The organism is Rhizobium sp. SVR5-9E, from assembly GCF_056755095.1.
The window spans coordinates 1-17,968 of sequence record NZ_JBNDHS010000109.1 but is presented as its reverse complement, the minus strand read 5'-3'; the positions used below and the strand labels follow the sequence as shown (position 1 = coordinate 17,968).

Sequence of the window (17,968 nt, the reverse complement as noted above, 5' to 3'; positions counted from 1 at the left end):
CCCTTCTTGTTTTCCGCCGTCGCCTCAAGAGCTCTCGTCACCTGGAATGAAAGCGGTGGAATTTGCGACACCTGCTGCTGGGTGTCGTCGAAAACCTTCTGTGTCCGCTCTTGAGCACTTCGGATATCGGCGATGTGGCGGTTAAGACTGACCCATACCCCGCCGATGATGAACGCGTCGACAAGAGCGGCGCCTATGATGGCGATGAAATGCGCCGGGTTGATCTTCGGTTTCTCGACTTCGATCTGCATGGTGTCTCCGTCCATTCCTGCGCGCCCTGCCCTTCAAATGCTCTATGCGTGCTTGACCGGCGAAAGCCGATCGACTATGTCGCCGCCGCCGCGTTCAAAAGGCTTTGAGGCGGCAAAGCCATGATGGGGCAATTGCGGAGCGAATGGCCGGCCAAGTAGTGAATGTAAATCTGTTCGGATAGTTCGGGCAGATCGGCACCTTGGATTGTTGCCCAGCGTTCTCCGACGAAATGACAAAACGGGAGCAGTGTCGACAGGCAGGAGCTTGCGTCTTGCTCATCGTCGGACCCGGCATGAAAAAGGGCCGGAGACAATGTCTCGCGGCCCCAGTTTTTCTGATCGACAGCGACGGGAGGAGAACCGCGTCGAGACAATGAACTTAGCAGACCATGATTAACGAATTGTAAACGCGGGTTTTGGCGACACACCTCGCTCGCCCCGGCTTGCCTCATGCGAGCCCGAGAGCCTTCCGCCCTCCGGATCCGGGCGCCCGAAGAGGAAACCCTGCAACTGGTCCGGAGCCTTAACGGCCATCCGCGCGCGCTGTTTTTCAGTCTCGATACCTTCGATAACGACGGCCAGTTCTAGGCTCTTCCCGAGTGCCATTGCGCAGTCGATGATAACCTCGGCAACCGGATCCTCTTCAAGAGCGGCTACATAGCTACGGTCTATCTTCACTTTGTGGAAGGGATAGCGTCTGAGGTTGGTCATCGACGAGTAACCGCTGCCGTAGTCGTCCATAACGAGTTTGACACCCAGCGCGTGCAGTGCCTCAAGGCAGCGCGCCACGTCGGCGCTATCCTCAAGCAGCGATGTCTCTGTGATCTCCAGCTCCAGTCTTTCAGGAGAAAGCCGGCTCATCTCGAGTGCGTCCGTCACATGATCAACCAACTCGGCAGAAAGCAACTGCCGTGCTGAGATGTTGACAGCAATGAACAGCCTGTCGTCCCAGGAAGCAGCCACCCTGCAAGCCTCTTGCAGGACCCACCTCCCGATTTCCACGATGGAGCCACTCTCCTCAGCAGCTCCGATGAACACTGCTGGCGAGAGGACACCGTAGCTGGGATGGCGCCATCGCAAAAGCGCCTCGTAACCTCTAGGGGTCCCCGAGGCCGTCTCAACTATGGGCTGGTAGAGCAGGAAGAGTTCACCGGCGTTTGCCGCGCTTCGAAGTTCTTCTTCCAACCGCCGCTGCGTCCGCAGTTGCTGGTCCAGGAAGCCGTCGAATAAGCATATCCTCCCTTTTCCTTGGGACTTTGCACGATATAAGGCAGCGTCGGCATTGTTCTGCAGTTGCTTCAGGTCATCCCCGTGCTCCGGGAACATGGCTACCCCAACGCTTACGCCCAATGCTCCTGCCTTGTCGTGTGTGTTAAAAGCCGACTTGAAGTTTGTCATAAAGTTGAATGCACAGTCCTGCGCGGCAAGGGCCAGGCGTCCGGGCAACAGCACCGAGAATTCGTCCCCGCCGATCCGTCCTATGATTGCCGGCTCTTCGAAAGAGGCATTCAGAACCTCAGCGACTTTCTGCAAGACCAGATCGCCGTCAGCGTGGCCATGAACGTCGTTGATCGACTTGAAGCGATCGAGATCAAGTGTGAGCAGCGACAAACCAGCTCCACTTTCTACCGCTTCGGCGATGGCCTTATCGGCCCGGAGACTGAAGGCGCGCCGGTTCAGGAGGCCGGTCAACGGATCATGGGAGGCAAGATGGAGCAGCTGCCGGTTGGTCTCCAGGCGCTCACTGATATCGCGCAAACCGAACACAGACGTTTCGCGGCCTCGGTATTCTATAACGCCCTCGACGATCTCGATTGGAAGCGGCCCATTTGGGGACTTGAGGAGGCCTTGGGATCCTTGTCGGTCGAACAGGAAATCACCGAGAAGGCGGGATTTGAGGTCTGCGACCGGCCTCCCCGTCAAGTCTGCAAACCGCTCGTTAGCGTGAACGATCTTCCCGGCCCGTGTCAGCACGACGGCTTCGAAGGTTGCGTTTGCGAGCCCTTTGACATCTGTCAGGTGCCGGTCGAAGAAGAGTGCCGCGACGCCGGTGGCAATCAACAGGCTGGACACGGTACAAACGCCGACTGCGATGCCCACTCGGTCGAGGAAAGTCAGGGCGTCGGGTGGGTCCTGATATAATCGGACGACATTGAGTCCACTCATCGAGACCATATGATGGCTGCAAACCGCGGCGACGATCAGTAAGGCGGCGAGAACGAGCCTGCCCCCGGTGATCCGGTGGGAAAGAAGCAGCATTGCGCCAACCGCGAACGCGCCGCCCAGCACCCATGCCGCAACGGCTGTCGTCGCATCGGCTTCTATGAAGACAGAAGCGCTGATGGCGCTGAGCCCGATGGCATGCATCGTGGCAATTGCCAGACCCAGGAGCGTTCCTCCCACAACGGCTCCCTGCCGGCCCGTGATGTACAGGGATGAAAAAGTGGCGAGACAAGAGACCGAGACCGCCGCCACTATGGATAATCCCGTTTCGGTGACCCGGTAGGATACGGGAATGCTGTACGACAGCATTGCAATGAAGTGGGTAGCCCAGATCGTGCCTCCAAGCACGATACCAGCAATGCCGAGCCAGAGGTTCCGGTGCGCCTTGACTGGCACGCGCGAGAGAGCATGAAGATCCCCGCGAGATTGCCCGCGGCGCAAACGGAGACTGCGACAAGCAGAAGCAGCCAGTTGTGCTGCTCAGTGATACAGGAAACCAGTCGGAACATCGCCACCTCCGCTGGCATCCTTTCATGCGAAGCCTGACCCCAGGGTTACTGGAGTCATTAGATTTTTAACGGATGCTTGAAAAGCTGACGGCCGGGACTACCGAGCCTCGCCGGTTAACGTCTTAATTGGTAGTCGCTTTGGAATGCGGGTCGCATCAATCGGACAAACATCCTGAGGAGAAGATCCGCGTTGCGTGCGATTACAGCTCTTGATGAGAATCGAACATTTGAGCCGATCGAGCAAGTGACCTGTCCGCAAAATGATCATCACTTCCGTTGTGCAACTGCTTTCCAAAGGGACGTGTCGAAAGAACCTTCAGAATAGATACGGCGCCTGGATCAGCTGGCATGCCGTCGGCTTCAGCCGCCGGCGTTGCAGGACCCGGCGCTTATAGCTTGTCGAATTGGTCGATACCCTCCACAGGGCGCCGCGTCGGTCGTGCGTCGTCAAGAGACAATATCGTATCCGGTGGCCGGACGAGTCCATGGCGTTCGGCGCGCCATGCCTGTAGCATGCCGAGGATTTGCCCGTTTCTTCCAGAATCGTGGCGTCCCTGCTCGCCTGTCGATCCGCAGTCTCCGACCAGATGAAAGTGCTTCCATGCCAGAGACTCTATCTCATGAGATCCTGATGCCGGGCTTCCCCGCGCGTAGCGCCCGCGGCTTCCTCGGCTGGAGCACGATCGTGCTGCTGAAAACCCGCCGCGGATATGCGCTCTTCGATACAGGCGGCAGTGGCGACCGGCCGGGGCTGATGACGAAACTTACCGAGCGCGGCATTGACCCGAAGGACATCCGCACCGTCATTCTGTCGCATCTCCACTTTGATCACATCGGCAACTCTGAGTATTTTCCGAAAGCGCAGATCGTTCTTCATCAGAGCGAAGTCGACTATGTCCGGGAACACATGGATGACGATCCCGCCTTGTCCCGCTACCAGGTGGAGGGCCTGCTGCGCAGCCCGCAGCTCACGCTCGTTTCCGGTGAACCCGACGTGCTGCCGGGCATCCGGATGATTTCCACCCCGGGTCATACCGGCGGTCACGTCTCGCTGGTCATCACCGTCGACGACAAGTGCATCGTGCTTGCTCAGGACGCGATCAAGCATCGGGGCGAGATCGAAACCGGCATTCCGCTCGGCGCCTTCGACCAGGAAGCGGGACGCGAAAGCATCCGCCGCATCGTCGACATGGCCGATATCATCGTTCCCGGTCACGACGGCACCCTGATCATGGAGGGCGGCCGCGTGCTTGCGGCATCCCCGCTCGCGGCCGAGGTTATTCTGACGCTCGATGGTCGCCGGGTCACGCTGGAGGTCTAGGCGCGGCCAGCCGACGGGGCACTATATCGCGGTCCAGTAATCGGGACGCGCATAGGCCTGCCTGAGGGTATCGATGAACAGCCGGGCTGCCTTGACCGGCCGGTCGCGCGGGTAGACTGCGGTGATATCGAAGCTCGGCAGGGCGTAATCGTCGAGAACGGTGATCAGCCGACCAGCAGAAATCTCCGCCCCCACTTCCCAGGTGGAGCGCCAGGCAAGCCCCAGACCCTCGCGCGCCCACCGGATCAGCGCGTCGGCGTCGTTGCAGTCGACGCTTCCCTCGACCGTGACGGAGATCGGTTTGCCGCCCTCCTGGAACAACCATTCACGGTGGGTACCAGCCCTCAGGTTGACCCCAAGGCAATTATGCCGGCCAAGATCTTCCAGCGTGCGCGGAACACCGAAGTGCGCAAGGTACTTAGGCGTGGCGCAGACGACGCGCTTGTTGGTCATCAGTTTGGTCGTGATGAAGCGCGGATCGATCACATTGCCGATCCGGATACAGAGATCGTATTCGGCGGTGATCGGATCGACATAGTCGTTCGACAGGTTGAAGGAGAGCTGCACCTTCGGATGCGCCGCGACGAAGGCCCTGGCGTGCGGCGTCACGTGATAGCGCCCGAAATGCGGTGGTACGAGAACAGTGAACCGGCCGCCGACCTGGGCAATATCCGGGAAAATCTCCGTCTCCCCGACCTCGATTTTGGTGAGGATCACTTCGCAGTGCTTGAGAAAGAGCTGTCCGGGTTCCGTCAACGAAAGGTGGCGCGTCGTCCGGTGAAGAAGCCGGATCCCCAGGCGGCGCTCGAGACTGTCGATATAACGGCCGATCATTGAGGAAGTGATCCCCTCCTTGACGGCGGCAGCGGCCAGAGACCCTTCCTTGACGACGGAAACGAAGGCTCGCATTTCCCTGTAACGGTTCATCGCGCTTCCCAATAGCCGGGCCGCGCATAGGTCGTTCGCAGCCAATCGATGAAAAGACCGACCTTTGCGGGAAGATGCGGCTGGACGGGATAGACGGCTGTGACATCGTAACTTGCCGGCATATGCTCATCGAGCACGCTCACCAGCCTTCCGGTTGATAGCTCGTCTGCGACTTCCCAATGCGAACGCCAGGCAATGCCCTGGCCATCGCAGAGCCACTGCGTCAGCACCTCGCCGTCATTGCAGGACATCCGGCCCGATGGCTTGAAGGGCACGACGCGGCCGTCGACGAGGAAGAACCAGCCGCGCGGCTGGCCCCCATATTCGTTGAACGCCAGGCAATTATGATGCGCGAGATCTCCCGGGACCTGAGGGACGCCATGTTCGTTGAGATAGGCTGGCGCGGCGCATAAAACGGCGCGGCTCGTAGCAAGCCGCAGTTGCACGAGGCTCGTGTCGATAACGGGGCCGAGGCGGATGGCGATCTCATATCCGTCGCGTACAAGATCTGTCACATGCTCACTGAGATTGAGCGAAATGCGCACATCCGGGTTTTCCGCCATGAATCCGGGAAGATGAGGAGCGACATGACGGCGGCCGAAGGCGGCTGGCGCCGAGACGATCAGGTGGCCGGTCGCGTATTTGCGTCCGTCCGAGACCAGCCGCTCAGCGGTATCGAGCCTCCTCAGCACCTCCTTGCAATGCTTGAGATAATCCTCACCCTGCGGGGTCAATTCGAGCTTTCGGGTCGAACGCGACAGCAAGAGACCGCCGAGCCTTGCCTCGATCTGGCTGATCCGGCGGCCGATGATCGCAGGTGTCAGTGCAAGATTGCGGGCGGCTGCCGCAAAGCTCTTCGCCTCCACGACGGCAACGAAGGTTTCGATCTCACGAAGCTTGTCCACGCCCATTCCCGTACTTTTTGTATAGAATGAACTGCATTTTTTACTTCTTATCAATCATAATGTTTATATTTAGCATTCCCTTCAGAGTGAAGTCGCAAGGCCATCATTCGGAACGCTCAGGGCATGGAGGTGCCCGCGCGTATCACCAAGGGAGGAATATCGTGAAGATCAACAGGCTATTCTTGGGCCTGGGACTGGTGGCGGCGCTTTCAAGCCCTTCCCAAGCCCAGGACAAATCCGGTGACATAACCATCGTTCTGTCGTCGGCCGTCGATGTCGTCGAACCATGCCATATGAATTCCACCGGCTACATCGGCCAGGTGTTGAAGGGCAATGTAGTCGAGACTTTGACCCGCATGGATCCGCAGACCAGCGAGATCAAGCCCAACCTCGCCACCGAATGGAAGCAGACCGATCCGCAGACCTGGCAGATCAAGCTGCGCCAGGAGGTAAAATTCCAGGACGGCACGAATTTCAACGCCGATGCGGTGATCGCGGCACTTAACCGTCAATTCAGCCCCCAGCTTCAATGCCGTGACACGATCCGCCTCTTCGGCCAGACGACGATCCAGACGAAGGCGCTCGATCCCTACACGGTCGAGATCAAAGCGAGCACGCCGGTCCCGCTGATGCCGACGACACTCTCCCAGATCGGCATGACCGCACCGAGCACGAGCACCACCGAAGTGACGAAATCGCCCGTCGGCACCGGCCCCTATGTTTTCACGAGCTGGGATCCGGCAGCCAAGCTGGTACTGACCCGTTTTGATGGCTACTGGGGCTACAAGCCGCAAGTCCACAAGGCCACCTATGTCTGGCGTGAAGAGCCGGCGCTCCGGGCGTCCATGGTGAAGGTCGGCGAAGCCGATCTCGGCTTGCAGATCGCGCCGCAGGATGTCGATCCCAGTATGGACGTCGGCTATCTGAACGCCGATACGAGCCGTATCCGCATCTTCATGGACAAGCCGCCATTGAACGACGTGCGCGTGCGCAAGGCACTTAATATGGCCTTCGATCGCAGCGCTTTCCTCGGCACGATCATGGCGGCGGATGCAAAGCCGGCGAGCCAATACATGCTGCCGAGCGTCAATGGCTATGACGACAGCCTGAAACCGTGGCCCTACGATCCGGAAAAGGCAAAGGCCCTGGTGGCCGAAGCGAAGGCTGCCGGCGTGCCGGTCGATACGCCGATTGACCTTTATGGCAGCGTCTTCATGCAGGCCAATCTCGACGAGATGCTGCAGACGCTCGTCCAGAGCTGGCAGGAGATCGGGCTCAACGTGCAGATCCGGATGGTGGACAAGATTCAGCATTCCGCCATGCGCCGCAAACCCTACCCGACCGATCGCGGCCCGACCATGGTCCACGAACTGCATGACAATACCGCAGGCGATGCGTTCTTCACGATGATGGTCTATTACACGTCGGCCGGCGCTCTCTCCAATAGTTCCGATCCGACGCTCGACGAGACACTCACCGAGGCAAGTATCTCGACCGGCGACAAGCGCCGCCAGCTCTTCCAGCAGGCCAATCGTACGATCCAGCAGGACATCGTTCCCGATATCATGCTGTTTCACATGGTGAGCTACATGCGGATCGGACAGCGCGTCAGCTTCAAGCCGGACTTCACCACCGGCGGTCAGCTGGAACTTGCGGCAATCACCCTGAAGTAAATTCCCCCAAAGAGACCGAAAGAGGCGGCATGGCCGCCTCTCCAATTCCCGAACGATGTGATCCGCTCAGAACGGAAGGTACCGACATGCCTATCTACAAATGGGACAACAAGCCTTACGAAGGTCCTCATGTCCTGGACAACCCGCCGCCATTTCACGAAAAGCTTTGCGATTACGGTGCACGCCCCTACTGGTCGCCTGACGGCAAGCGAATCGCCTTTGTCGACAAAGCCTATGGCGACGTCCACGAGATTGATGTCGAGACGCGTGAGATCCGTAATCTCACCGGCAATCTGGGCACCCACCACTCCTTTCTGCGCGTGCTTTTCCTTCCCAACGGCGACTACCTGCTGATCGGCCCCAAGGAGTTCAAGGATCACCACACCAGCCGTTACATCGAAACCGAACTCTGGTTCATGGATCGCGACGCGAAGACACCTCCCCGTCCGATGGGCCTGACGTTCTTCGAGGGTATCGGCGTTTCCGCAATTGCCAACCGCATCACCTATTCACGCCACGGTGAACACGATCCGCGCTTGGGCAAGTTCGAAGATTTCGAGTGCTACGTATCGGAACTGGAATATGGCCCGAACGGCGCCGAAATCGGCGCGACACGTCCGATATACCGCAGCCCTAGCGGATTGCGCCGTCCCGAGCCGCAGGATTTCCGCAATAACGATACCGAAGTGATCATGGCCGAGTATATCGGCCCGCGGGATCGCAGTACCACCTGGCGGACCCAGACGCGCGGCATCGACCTGAAGACGCTTGACGTCCGAACCTATATTGACGAGCCGCTGACGCACAATGAATGCGAAGGCATCTTCCCCGACCACGAGCATATCTGCCTGGAATCCTCCTGCGATTTCGTCGATCAGTTTCCGCCGATCGATCTTTGGAAGCTCAAGCTTGACGGGTCTGGCCGCCGCGTGCGCATGACCCGCTTTTTCGACAGGCAGCCGTGGCGCGCCAGCAACTCCAATGTCAGCCCGGACGGCAAATGGCTGGCCTTTATGGTCAATACCTACACGAGCGAGCCCGGCTTCGGCATGGGTATCGGCCTGATGGATCTCGAAGCCTGGGAAAAGAGCGAATATGCCCAGGAATGGGAGACGCCTGAAGATCGGGCGGCGATCCGCAAGAAGGACGGCACCTATGCGGAGACCAAATAGGCCCTAGAATCCTGGAGGGCTGGCGGAAGGAGACCGCCGGCCACCATGTCCGATCTGGACGGATCGAGGAAAAAGGGAGGAGTGCGCGTTGCACCGCTATATCGGAACCAGAATGGCCCATAGCGCCATCTCAATGGTGGGACTTGTCGTCCTCGTCTTCTTTCTAGCGAGGCTCACAGGCAATCCTGCGGATATCTATCTGCCGGTCGAAGCCTCGGTCGAGGCGAGAGCCGCATTTTCTGCCGCGCACGGCTTCAACGATCCGTTGATCGTGCAGTTCTGGCATTTCCTGCGGGATCTGCTGCATCTCGATTTCGGCACGTCTCTCCGGCAGGACCGCCCTGTTCTGGATCTCATCCTGGCGGCTTTTCCGACCACCTTGCTGCTCGCCTTCTTCGCCGTGCTGTTTGCTCTCATCGTTGCGATCGTTTCCGGCGCGCTTGCAGCCCAGCGGCCGAATGGCGTCCTCGACCGTTTTGTCAACGTCATTTCACTTGCCGGCGCCAGCCTGCCGAATTTCTGGTTGGCGATCGTCAGCGTCCTGGTCTTCGCTGTCTGGCTGAGGGTTCTGCCGACCTCTGGAACCGGAGGGTTCGTTTACTGGATCCTGCCGGTCATGGTGCTTTCCATTCGCCCATGTGGACTGATTGCCCAGGTGGTGCGCGGGTCGATGATCAGCGCCTTGTCGTCAGCCTATGTGAAGACGGCGCGCGCCAAGGGCGTGCGCCGCACGACCATCGTCTTCGTTCATGCGCTCCGGAATGCGATGCTTCCTGTCATCACCGTCGCCGGTGATCAGGCCACGGGAATGATCAACGGCGCCGTCGTGGTCGAGGTCATCTTCGGTCTTCCCGGCATCGGAAAATTGATGATCGACTCCATCCAGTACCGTGATTTTGCCATGATCCAGGGCGGCGTCATCCTGACGGCGGTCGCCATTTTCGCGCTCAACATCGTGATCGACCTGTCCTACGTGCTGCTCGATCCCCGCATCCGGTACAGCTGAGGCCGATGACCATGACGACCATCGTCTCTTCCGCCAATCCGACGAAACGCTCCGCCCTTCACCGCTATCTGCTGCTTTTGTGGCACGACAAGTTCGCGACGGCGGCGGTCATATTCCTTCTCCTCGTCGTCTTCGCCGCCCTTTTTGGACCCGCGCTCTTCGAGGCCTCGTCCAACAAGATCAATCTTCTGGCCCGCAACGCCCCACCGCTATCTTTCAAATATGGCTGGACCTTTATTCTCGGAGCGGATTCGCTCGGGCGTTCCATCCTGTTGCGACTCTTGGTGGGTGCGCAGAATACCATGCTGCTTGCTGCATCGGCCGTTATCTGCTCACTGCTCATCGGCTCGTTGCTCGGCTTCATCGCCGGCTATCGCAACGACTGAGCGAGCGCTGCAATCATGCGCGTCGCCGACGTGGTGATGAGCTTTCCCTCGCTACTGCTTGCCTTGATCGTCCTCTATGTCCTCAAGCCTGGCATCGGCAATGTCATCCTGGTGCTCGCCATCACCCGGATTCCGATCTACCTTCGCACCACCCGCGCCGAGGTGCTCGAGGTGCGTGAACGGACATTCGTGACCGCAGCGCGGCTCATGGGCGCCTCGCCAACCCGCCTCATCTGGCGGCATATCCGTCCGACAGTTACGCCCACGCTGATTACGATCGCGACTCTCGAATTCGCCTTCGTGATGCTGTCGGAATCGAGCCTCAGCTTTCTCGGCCTCGGCATCCAGCCGCCGGACTTCACCTGGGGAGCGATGGTGGCGCAGGGCCAGAGCTATCTGAGCACAGCCTGGTGGGTCGCCTTCTGGCCGGGTTTGGCGATCACGTTGACGGCGATGTCGCTCAATCTCTTCGCCAACTGGCTGCGTATCGTCGGCGATCCGGTTCAGCGCTGGCGGCTGGAATCCAGAAAGAAATCCTCATGACCGGAAAGGACCAGCATCTCGTCGACGTCCGCAATCTGTCCGTCGAATTCCATACGCAGGAGGGTGCGGTTCAGGCCGTGCGCAATGTCAGCTGGCATATCGACCGGGGCGAGACGCTTGCGATCCTCGGCGAAAGCGGATCGGGCAAAAGCGTCAGCTCCTCGGCCTTGATGGGCCTGATCGATATTCCGCCGGGCCGGATCACCTCGGGCGAAGTGCTTTATCGCGGCGAGGACCTGCTGAAGGCGTCCTACGAGCGGCAGCGCGAGCTGAACGGCTCGAAGATCGCCATGATCTTCCAGGACACGCTTGCTGCGCTCAATCCGGTCTATCCGGTGGGCTGGCAGGTGGCCGAAACCTTTCGCGCCCACGAGATCGACCGAAGGCAGGCCCGTGAAAAGGCTCTCGACCTCCTGGAACGGGTCGAATTGCCGAATGCACGAGCGAGATTCAACGACTATCCGCACCAATTCTCCGGCGGCCAGCGGCAGCGCATCATGATTGCCATGGCGATCGCCTTGAATCCGGACCTTTTGATCGCCGACGAGCCGACGACGGCACTCGATGTGTCGGTCCAGGCCCGCATCCTGCGCCTCCTCAAGGACCTGCAGCAGGAGCGCGGCATGGGCCTGTTGATGATCACCCACGATCTCGGCATTGTTGAAGGTCTCGCCGATCGTGTCGCCGTCATGAACAAGGGGGAGATTGTCGAAACCGGGCCGGTACAACGCGTCTTTGGCGCGCCGCAGCATGCCTATACCCGTGACCTTCTGGGCGCGATTCCGGGCAAACAGGGCTTTCCAGTGTCGCGCGCGACAAGCAGAAAAAGCGAACCGCTGATCGTGGTCAATGAATTGTCGAAAGGCTATCCGAGTTCGTCCAGCGATCCACTGGTGCTGGCGCTAGACAAAGTGTCCTTCACGCTGGCGCGAGGGGAGACGCTTGGTGTCGTCGGCGAATCCGGGTCCGGCAAATCGACCCTTGCCCGCACCTTGCTCGGGCTGGAAAAGGCCTCGAACGGGACGGCGTCCTACAAGCACTGCGATATGCTGAACCCGACGCAGGCGGACCGGACGGTGCTCCAGCGCCAGATCCAGATGGTCTTTCAGGATCCAACAGCATCGCTCAACCCGCGCATGACAGTAACGGATATCATCAGCGAACCTTTTGCCATCCACCCGGAGATCCTGCCGAAGAGGGACTGGAAGGCCCGCGTCGGCGATCTTCTCGAACAGGTCGGTCTGTCGCGGGACCATGCCCAGCGCTATCCGCATCAGTTTTCCGGCGGCCAGCGACAGCGCATAGCAATCGCCCGATCGCTCGCGTTGCGCCCTGACGTCATCATCTGTGACGAGGCGGTATCCTCGCTCGACGTCTCCGTGCAGGCGCAGGTGATCGCCCTGCTAAAGAGCCTCAAGGACGACTACGGCCTCTCCTACATCTTTATCGCCCACGATCTGCCGGTGGTCCGCAGCTTCGCCGACCGGGTGCTGGTGATGAGGAAGGGGCAGATCGTCGAACAGGGCAGAACGGAAGATCTCTTCACCAATCCGCAGCACCCCTACACACGGGAACTCCTGCAATCCGATCCGGTCCTAGGCGCCCAATTGAGCGCCTAGGGCTTTTATCCGCAAGACCGGCCGTCACCCGGCATCCACAGATCGCCGGCCATTTAAACTTGCGCCGTCGCGGCGCCGTTCCATGGGAGCACCCGATGACGCAGCAACCCGACCACAGCTGGCTCCGCACCTCGCTCGTCATGATCATGACGCTTCGCGAGAGCGATGCGGGAAGCTGGAATGCAGAGGAAATGGCCGACTTCGCCAAGTCCTTCTCACTCGATGCGCTCGGATTTTCGGTCGGCGGGATCACGGCCTTCTATCCGACCGACATTCCGCTTCATCCCCGCGCTTCGACCCTTGGCAAGCGCGACTTGCCGGCCGAGATGATCGCGTCGCTGGCGAAGCGCAACATCAGGCCTATTGCCCGTATCGACCCGAGCATGGCATCGCGCGCCCTCTACGCGGAACGGCCCGAATGGTTCGTGCAGGACAAGAGCGGAAAGCCGGTGGAAGTCCATGGCCATTTCATCACCTGCCCCAACGGCGGCTATTACAACGACTTCATGATCAGCGTCGTCGAGGAAATCCTGACGCGCTACCCGTTCGACGGCCTCTGGGCGAACGCCGCGCAATTTTCCCCCTGGCACACGCCGCAGTGCCATTGTGCGGTCTGCCAACAGAAATTCCGGGCAAAGACCGGCAAGGCGATCCCGGACGAGGACTGGGGAAGCGAAACGTGGCGGCAGTATAACGAATGGCGTTACGAGTGCATCGCGGAATGGAATGCAAGGGTCCAGGCCGCCAAGACGCGCGTGCGTCCATCCTGTGCCCGGATGCCGCTCAGCCAGGTCGCCGAATCCTGGGATCATTCCCGCGTCGGCGGCTGGGACCTAGATTACACCGAGCCACACCAGGACGGCATCGTCCTCGAGGCGCAGCGTCGTTACGCTAATATGTTCTGGCCTGGCCTCGAGGCCCGCTACATGCGTTCTCTCGCGCCGGAAAAAGGCGGCGGCATCACAACCAGCTATTTCCTGCCCTGGTGGCGTTTTTATCGAGTGCCGGTTGCCGAGAACCAGATGTGGGCCGGCCAGGTCATGGCCCAGGGCGTCATGCCGCGGATCCATGTCACCGGCTACCAGAAGGAGCAGTTCGATCACCGGGGGCTTGACGGCTTGCGGGAACTCTTCGCTCGTTTCGATCGCAATCGGCAAACCTATATGGAGGTGACATCGGTTGCCGAAGTCGCCCTCGTCTACTCCCGCCACAGCCTCGACAATTTCGGGCACAAGGATCCGACAGGTCGCTATCTCGATCATTTCCGCGGCGCCTATAATGCGATGATGGACCAGCGCCTTGCCTTCGACATCGTCAGCGGTACCAGGATCACCGCGGCCACGTTGGCGAAGTACAAGGCAATCGTGCTTCCCAATACCGCTTGCCTTTCGGACGCCGCCTGCAAGGCGATCGAGACCTACGTCCATAATGGCGGCCATGTCGTCTCTACCTATCTCAGCGGCAATTTCGACGAGATGGGAGCGCCCCGCGCCAATACGCTGCTCGGCCGGCTGATCGGCGCCAAGGGGACGGGCGTGACCTGGAAAAACCTGCGAGCCGCCTATGCTGCAATCCGCGACCCGTCCTCGCCGCTGCTCGCCGGCTTTGATGGGACCGATCTCCTGCCGGTTGCAGGCGACGTCACCTTCGTCAGGACCGAAGATCACTCGGGCCTGACGCCGTTGACGCTGGTGCCTCCTGTCGAAGGCGAGGTTGGCAGCGGAATTTCAGTGCCGGAATTCAACAAGATCGATCACATCACCGACTATCCGATGGTCATCGACCGGAGGGTCGGTAACGGACGGATCGTCCATTTTCCATGGCAACCCGATCTCATCGGCTTCCGTTACGGTTTCCGTGACCTCTTCCGACTGTTGGCCAATGCGATAAAACAGGCCAAGGGCTGGCAGAACATCGTCATCGTGACGGGACCGGGCCTCATCGACGTGTCGGTGATGGAAAAGAGCGATCGGCTGGTGATCACGCTGGTGAATTTCTCGGCTCCAGGCAGTTTCAACACCGGACAGCGAAGGATTATCGAGGAACTGATCCCGCTGCATGACCTCGAACTCGTGGTGAAGGTCCCTTCGTCCTTCACGGGCGAAAAGGCTCGGCTGGTCTTCGGTGAAGCCGAGCTCCCATTGGAGCGGCTTGGTGACGATCGCATTCGCCTGATAATCCCACGGCTCGAAGCCATGGAGACGGTCGAACTTCTATACGGCTGAAACAGATACCTGCCGGGACAATCGATAAAACGGCGAAATTCAAAGGCCCCGCGGCTCGCTCGCGCTGAGTGCAAGTTTTGCGACGATGAGATCGCGCAGCCAGCTGTGGCTGGCGGAGCGTTCGGTCCTTTCGTGCCACACGAGCTTGAAAAGGATCTTCTCTGTTTCGAACGGCAACGGGCGAGCGACGAGCCCGAGCTCCGTCATTGCGCCCTCGTTGAGGTGCCGGACGGGAACGCAACTGAGCAGATCGCTGACAGCTGATATGCGCATGGCGTCGGCGAAATAGGCGACGACCAGGGAAATATGCCGGTTGAGGCTATTCAGGGCCAGCCAATAGTCGATCGTGTCGGAGCCGATACCGGACGGTTTCGCAAGGACATGGCTGGACGCGGTGAAAGCCTCAAGCGTCAGATCCTCTCCCGCCAGCGGGTGATCCTTGCGCAGAACGCAAACATATTCGTCGGTCATCAGCGGCATCACATTCAACCCGCTTGGAAGCCTGGGGAACATGCCGACGGCGCAATCAATCTCATCATTCTGCAGCGCAAGGCCCGATGTCATGTTCGTATGATGGTGAAATTGCAGATGGGCTCTCGGCGCCACCTGAAAGAACGCAACGCCAAGCGAAACCGTCAACTCGCTCCTGAGCGCGTCCGTGATCGCAACCCGAAACGTATCCGTCGTGAGTGTCGGCTCGAACTCGGGCGGGAACATCGTGGCGGTCAGTATATCCACGCCCTGAGGAACCTTCGGCCAGAGGTCGAGCGCTTTCTGGGTCGGCTTGACCCCGTCGGGGGTGCGCACGAAGAGATGATCGTCAAACACGTAGCGAAGGCTATTGAGCGCGTTGCTGACGGCCGGCTGCGTCAGCCCCAGGCGATTTGCCGCGCGGCCGCGCATCTGAACCGCGCCGGGTTGCCTGGCTTACTTTTCTCTCGTGTAGCGAACGTTGATACTGGCCGAGATAAACGCTCACAGAAAAGGACGAATTAAAATCCCCGCGTTAACCTTTTTCGGACACATCTTCAGTGGGTGTTCACTTATGTCCGATAGGCGATAAGCAGATGAAGACGAGTCTTTCGCTATTTGATCGCAGCTGCTGAAAGGTCTGCCGCATGAATGCTCCTGTCGCTTGCGGTTGCCGTCACTCATCAATATTGTTTAAATTACTAGCTGCGCTTCTTCTTACGCTTGGTGTCAACCTCGAGAATGTAAAATTGGCGTTTTCACAAGAGGCGAGCCAAATCGAGAGAGAGCGCATCGTTGCAACAATAAATGGACTTTCTGTATCTATTCTAGCTACCGGTAGTCTTGGCATACAGCTCGATGACGGGGGCGCGACCAGAAATTTTTCCAAGTCGTTCCGGACCGCGGTCCAGAATGATGATGGCGAGACCTTATTTAGCTACATTGCTAAGCACACGGAGCAACCTGAGATAAAATGGATCGTGTTTCTGATCGGGGAGGACTGTAAGAACCTTCCACGGCAGCAGTCTTGGTGCGCCTTTTCGCCATATGCTCGCAACTCGTCAATTGGGTTCGGCCGCCTGGTTATCGAGCTGCCCGGTAAAATCTCTTCACTAGGGTCCCCAACGGAGCGAAAGCGGATAGATTCACCGCTGGGAAATGATTTCACCGACAGCGACCCTGCAAGCAGGTCCCTCAAAGGCATTCGGTACAAGACATACGACAATACATGTTTGCGAAATGACTTCCCGCGTTTCTGCAATTATCGAGTTACCGTTGAAGGGCGGTTCTTTGCATCTATATCTTACAACCAGTATAGCGATAACAACTATGAGATGGCCCTATTCATCCAGGCTGCTCACGACATTTTTAACAATTACCTTTCCAACGCGTTCCGCCGATCGCCTGATTGATCAAGCGACGCAGCAACCATGCTATCGTGCACTGCGCATCACATACAACCTTCCGCCTTCTGTGTCGGTCCAACAACTACACCTGGGATGCCCGTAAATGCCTTCATCAACAAGGGCGACAGGACCTTTTTTGACTACCTGTTGAAACCGCTGATCGACTGGACACGGCTCGCGTTCACCGATGAATTAGACCGCGCAGCGAACTTGATGACGGTTGGAGTGTTTGGTCCGGTAGCGTACAGACAAAAAGACGCCGCGCCGAAGCGTAGCAACCTGATCCAGGGAACGCGCGCGGAAGGGTCGGGTTTGGGAGCCCGCCACGCGATCCAAGTAAATGCATCGGCTGTTCGTCCAGATTGCAGGGGCCGCTCAACGTCTGCCGGTCGACGAATTGGACCGGTTGATCCACGACAGACCAACTTTGCTGGACCTGCTCATCCGTTACATTCAGACTGTGCACGTACAAGCTACCTACACCGCGCTTGCCAACGGAAAGGGAACTATTGTGCAGAGGTTGGCTCGCTGGCTGCTGATGTGTCAGGACCGCATCGGGAGTTCCGAAATCGCCCTATCCCACGAGTTCTTGTCGCTCATGCTTGGTGTTCGGCGGTCCGGAGTAACGAGCGCGCTGCACATCCTTGAAGGGGAGTTGCTCGTTAAGCCGCAATGGGCATCTGCGTCATTAGAGACCACACTGTCTCATGGCGGCCGCCGGCGGCCTATACGGAGCTCCTGAGTTGGAATACGCGCGGCTGATCGGCAAGGCGATCGCGTTGCCGTAGGTGACTGAGGCCGCTCCGCTTGTATTACTTGGACGGTTGCCTAGCGTCCCGGCTGCCCAGCCGAGCCTGACGTAATTTCGTGGTCTTGGCCTCGCGTTGAAGGCGCTCCCGCTCGATGATGGCCTTGGCAACTTCATCCGTCTTTTCGAGTCGAGCTCGTTGCGCGTTCGCAGATATGTGCACCAACCATTCCACCTCAGCCGCCAGTTTCCTAGTGCAGAGGGCCGGTCTCGCCAGTCCTTTCTGGAGCTATGATTGCCCGCCGGTTCAAGTCTATCTCTGATAGTTTTATGGTCACGCTCTGCAGCGCGCTAGTCAGCGCTTGGCAGTCATGTCCGCTTCATCTCGCGGCAGGAATTGCCGTGTGACTTCATCCAGATGATCGGAAAGCCACTCCGCCATGGCGGTTTCCTCCGCTAGAATGCCTTCGCAAGCCGCTTTCGTTTCGGCATCGCCAACGACATCGGCCGCCGCAATCAGGATGCGATAGCTTGCGATTTCCATATGCTCGAACGTGTAGCTGGCGAGCGAGCCTTTGACCAC

General features: G+C 59.0%; 13 protein-coding genes and 1 pseudogene. 8 read left to right on the top strand and 6 right to left on the bottom strand.

Annotated elements, in window-relative coordinates:
• Nucleotides 1–251 (bottom strand): hypothetical protein (locus tag ACPYOJ_RS29830; protein WP_481419474.1); only part of this gene is annotated, 251 nt, incomplete at its 3' end.
• A 393-nt stretch (nucleotides 252–644) separates the two neighbouring features.
• On the bottom strand, nucleotides 645–2,870 hold the full coding sequence (locus ACPYOJ_RS29825) for a bifunctional diguanylate cyclase/phosphodiesterase (RefSeq protein ID WP_481419473.1): 2,226 nt from the start codon (nucleotides 2,868–2,870) through the stop codon (nucleotides 645–647).
• A gap of 714 nt (nucleotides 2,871–3,584) precedes the next feature.
• On the opposite strand from ACPYOJ_RS29825, the gene ACPYOJ_RS29820 reads away from it, so the two are divergent.
• Nucleotides 3,585–4,304 (top strand): MBL fold metallo-hydrolase, encoded by a 720-nt coding sequence (locus ACPYOJ_RS29820; RefSeq protein WP_481419472.1) that lies wholly within the window; start codon nucleotides 3,585–3,587, stop codon nucleotides 4,302–4,304.
• A gap of 21 nt (nucleotides 4,305–4,325) precedes the next feature.
• Here the strand turns inward: ACPYOJ_RS29820 and ACPYOJ_RS29815 are convergent, their stop codons facing one another.
• Together ACPYOJ_RS29815 and ACPYOJ_RS29810 are read right to left on the bottom strand one after the other, a co-directional pair.
• Nucleotides 4,326–5,231 carry a LysR family transcriptional regulator gene (locus ACPYOJ_RS29815; protein ID WP_481419471.1) on the bottom strand — a complete coding sequence of 302 codons (906 nt, stop codon included), beginning with the start codon at nucleotides 5,229–5,231 and terminating at the stop codon, nucleotides 4,326–4,328.
• Nucleotides 5,228–6,136 carry a LysR family transcriptional regulator gene (locus tag ACPYOJ_RS29810; RefSeq protein ID WP_481419470.1) on the bottom strand — a complete coding sequence of 303 codons (909 nt, stop codon included), beginning with the start codon at nucleotides 6,134–6,136 and terminating at the stop codon, nucleotides 5,228–5,230. Before ACPYOJ_RS29810 ends, ACPYOJ_RS29815 begins: the two co-directional genes overlap by 4 nt.
• Nucleotides 6,137–6,297: 161 nt before the next feature.
• On the opposite strand from ACPYOJ_RS29810, the gene ACPYOJ_RS29805 reads away from it, so the two are divergent.
• From ACPYOJ_RS29805 to ACPYOJ_RS29780, 6 genes and pseudogenes are all read left to right on the top strand, one after another.
• Nucleotides 6,298–7,809 (top strand): ABC transporter substrate-binding protein, encoded by a 1,512-nt coding sequence (locus ACPYOJ_RS29805; RefSeq protein WP_481419469.1) that lies wholly within the window; start codon nucleotides 6,298–6,300, stop codon nucleotides 7,807–7,809.
• Nucleotides 7,810–7,895: 86 nt separating this feature from the next.
• Nucleotides 7,896–8,981 (top strand): hypothetical protein, encoded by a 1,086-nt coding sequence (locus tag ACPYOJ_RS29800; RefSeq protein WP_481419468.1) that lies wholly within the window; start codon nucleotides 7,896–7,898, stop codon nucleotides 8,979–8,981.
• Nucleotides 8,982–9,069: 88 nt separating this feature from the next.
• Entirely contained in the window at nucleotides 9,070–9,987 is a 918-nt protein-coding gene (locus ACPYOJ_RS29795; RefSeq protein ID WP_481419467.1) for an ABC transporter permease, read from the top strand.
• A 5-nt stretch (nucleotides 9,988–9,992) separates the two neighbouring features.
• Nucleotides 9,993–10,916, top strand: a pseudogene (locus ACPYOJ_RS29790) (ABC transporter permease).
• Complete coding sequence (locus ACPYOJ_RS29785) at nucleotides 10,913–12,535, top strand: ABC transporter ATP-binding protein (RefSeq protein ID WP_481419466.1); 1,623 nt, start codon at nucleotides 10,913–10,915, stop codon at nucleotides 12,533–12,535. The pseudogene ACPYOJ_RS29790 and the gene ACPYOJ_RS29785 overlap by 4 nt, the downstream one beginning before the upstream one ends.
• Before the next feature lie 95 nt (nucleotides 12,536–12,630).
• Complete coding sequence (locus ACPYOJ_RS29780) at nucleotides 12,631–14,760, top strand: beta-galactosidase trimerization domain-containing protein (RefSeq protein ID WP_481419465.1); 2,130 nt, start codon at nucleotides 12,631–12,633, stop codon at nucleotides 14,758–14,760.
• A 39-nt stretch (nucleotides 14,761–14,799) separates the two neighbouring features.
• Here ACPYOJ_RS29780 and ACPYOJ_RS29775 read toward each other — a convergent pair whose 3' ends face one another.
• Complete coding sequence (locus tag ACPYOJ_RS29775; protein WP_481419464.1) at nucleotides 14,800–15,663, bottom strand: LysR family transcriptional regulator; 864 nt, start codon at nucleotides 15,661–15,663, stop codon at nucleotides 14,800–14,802.
• A 1,314-nt stretch (nucleotides 15,664–16,977) separates the two neighbouring features.
• On the opposite strand from ACPYOJ_RS29775, the gene ACPYOJ_RS29770 reads away from it, so the two are divergent.
• Entirely contained in the window at nucleotides 16,978–17,379 is a 402-nt protein-coding gene (locus ACPYOJ_RS29770) for a Crp/Fnr family transcriptional regulator (protein WP_481419463.1), read from the top strand.
• A 361-nt stretch (nucleotides 17,380–17,740) separates the two neighbouring features.
• Here the strand turns inward: ACPYOJ_RS29770 and ACPYOJ_RS29765 are convergent.
• On the bottom strand, nucleotides 17,741–17,968 hold a 228-nt coding region (locus ACPYOJ_RS29765), incomplete at its 5' end, for a DUF892 family protein (RefSeq protein WP_481419462.1).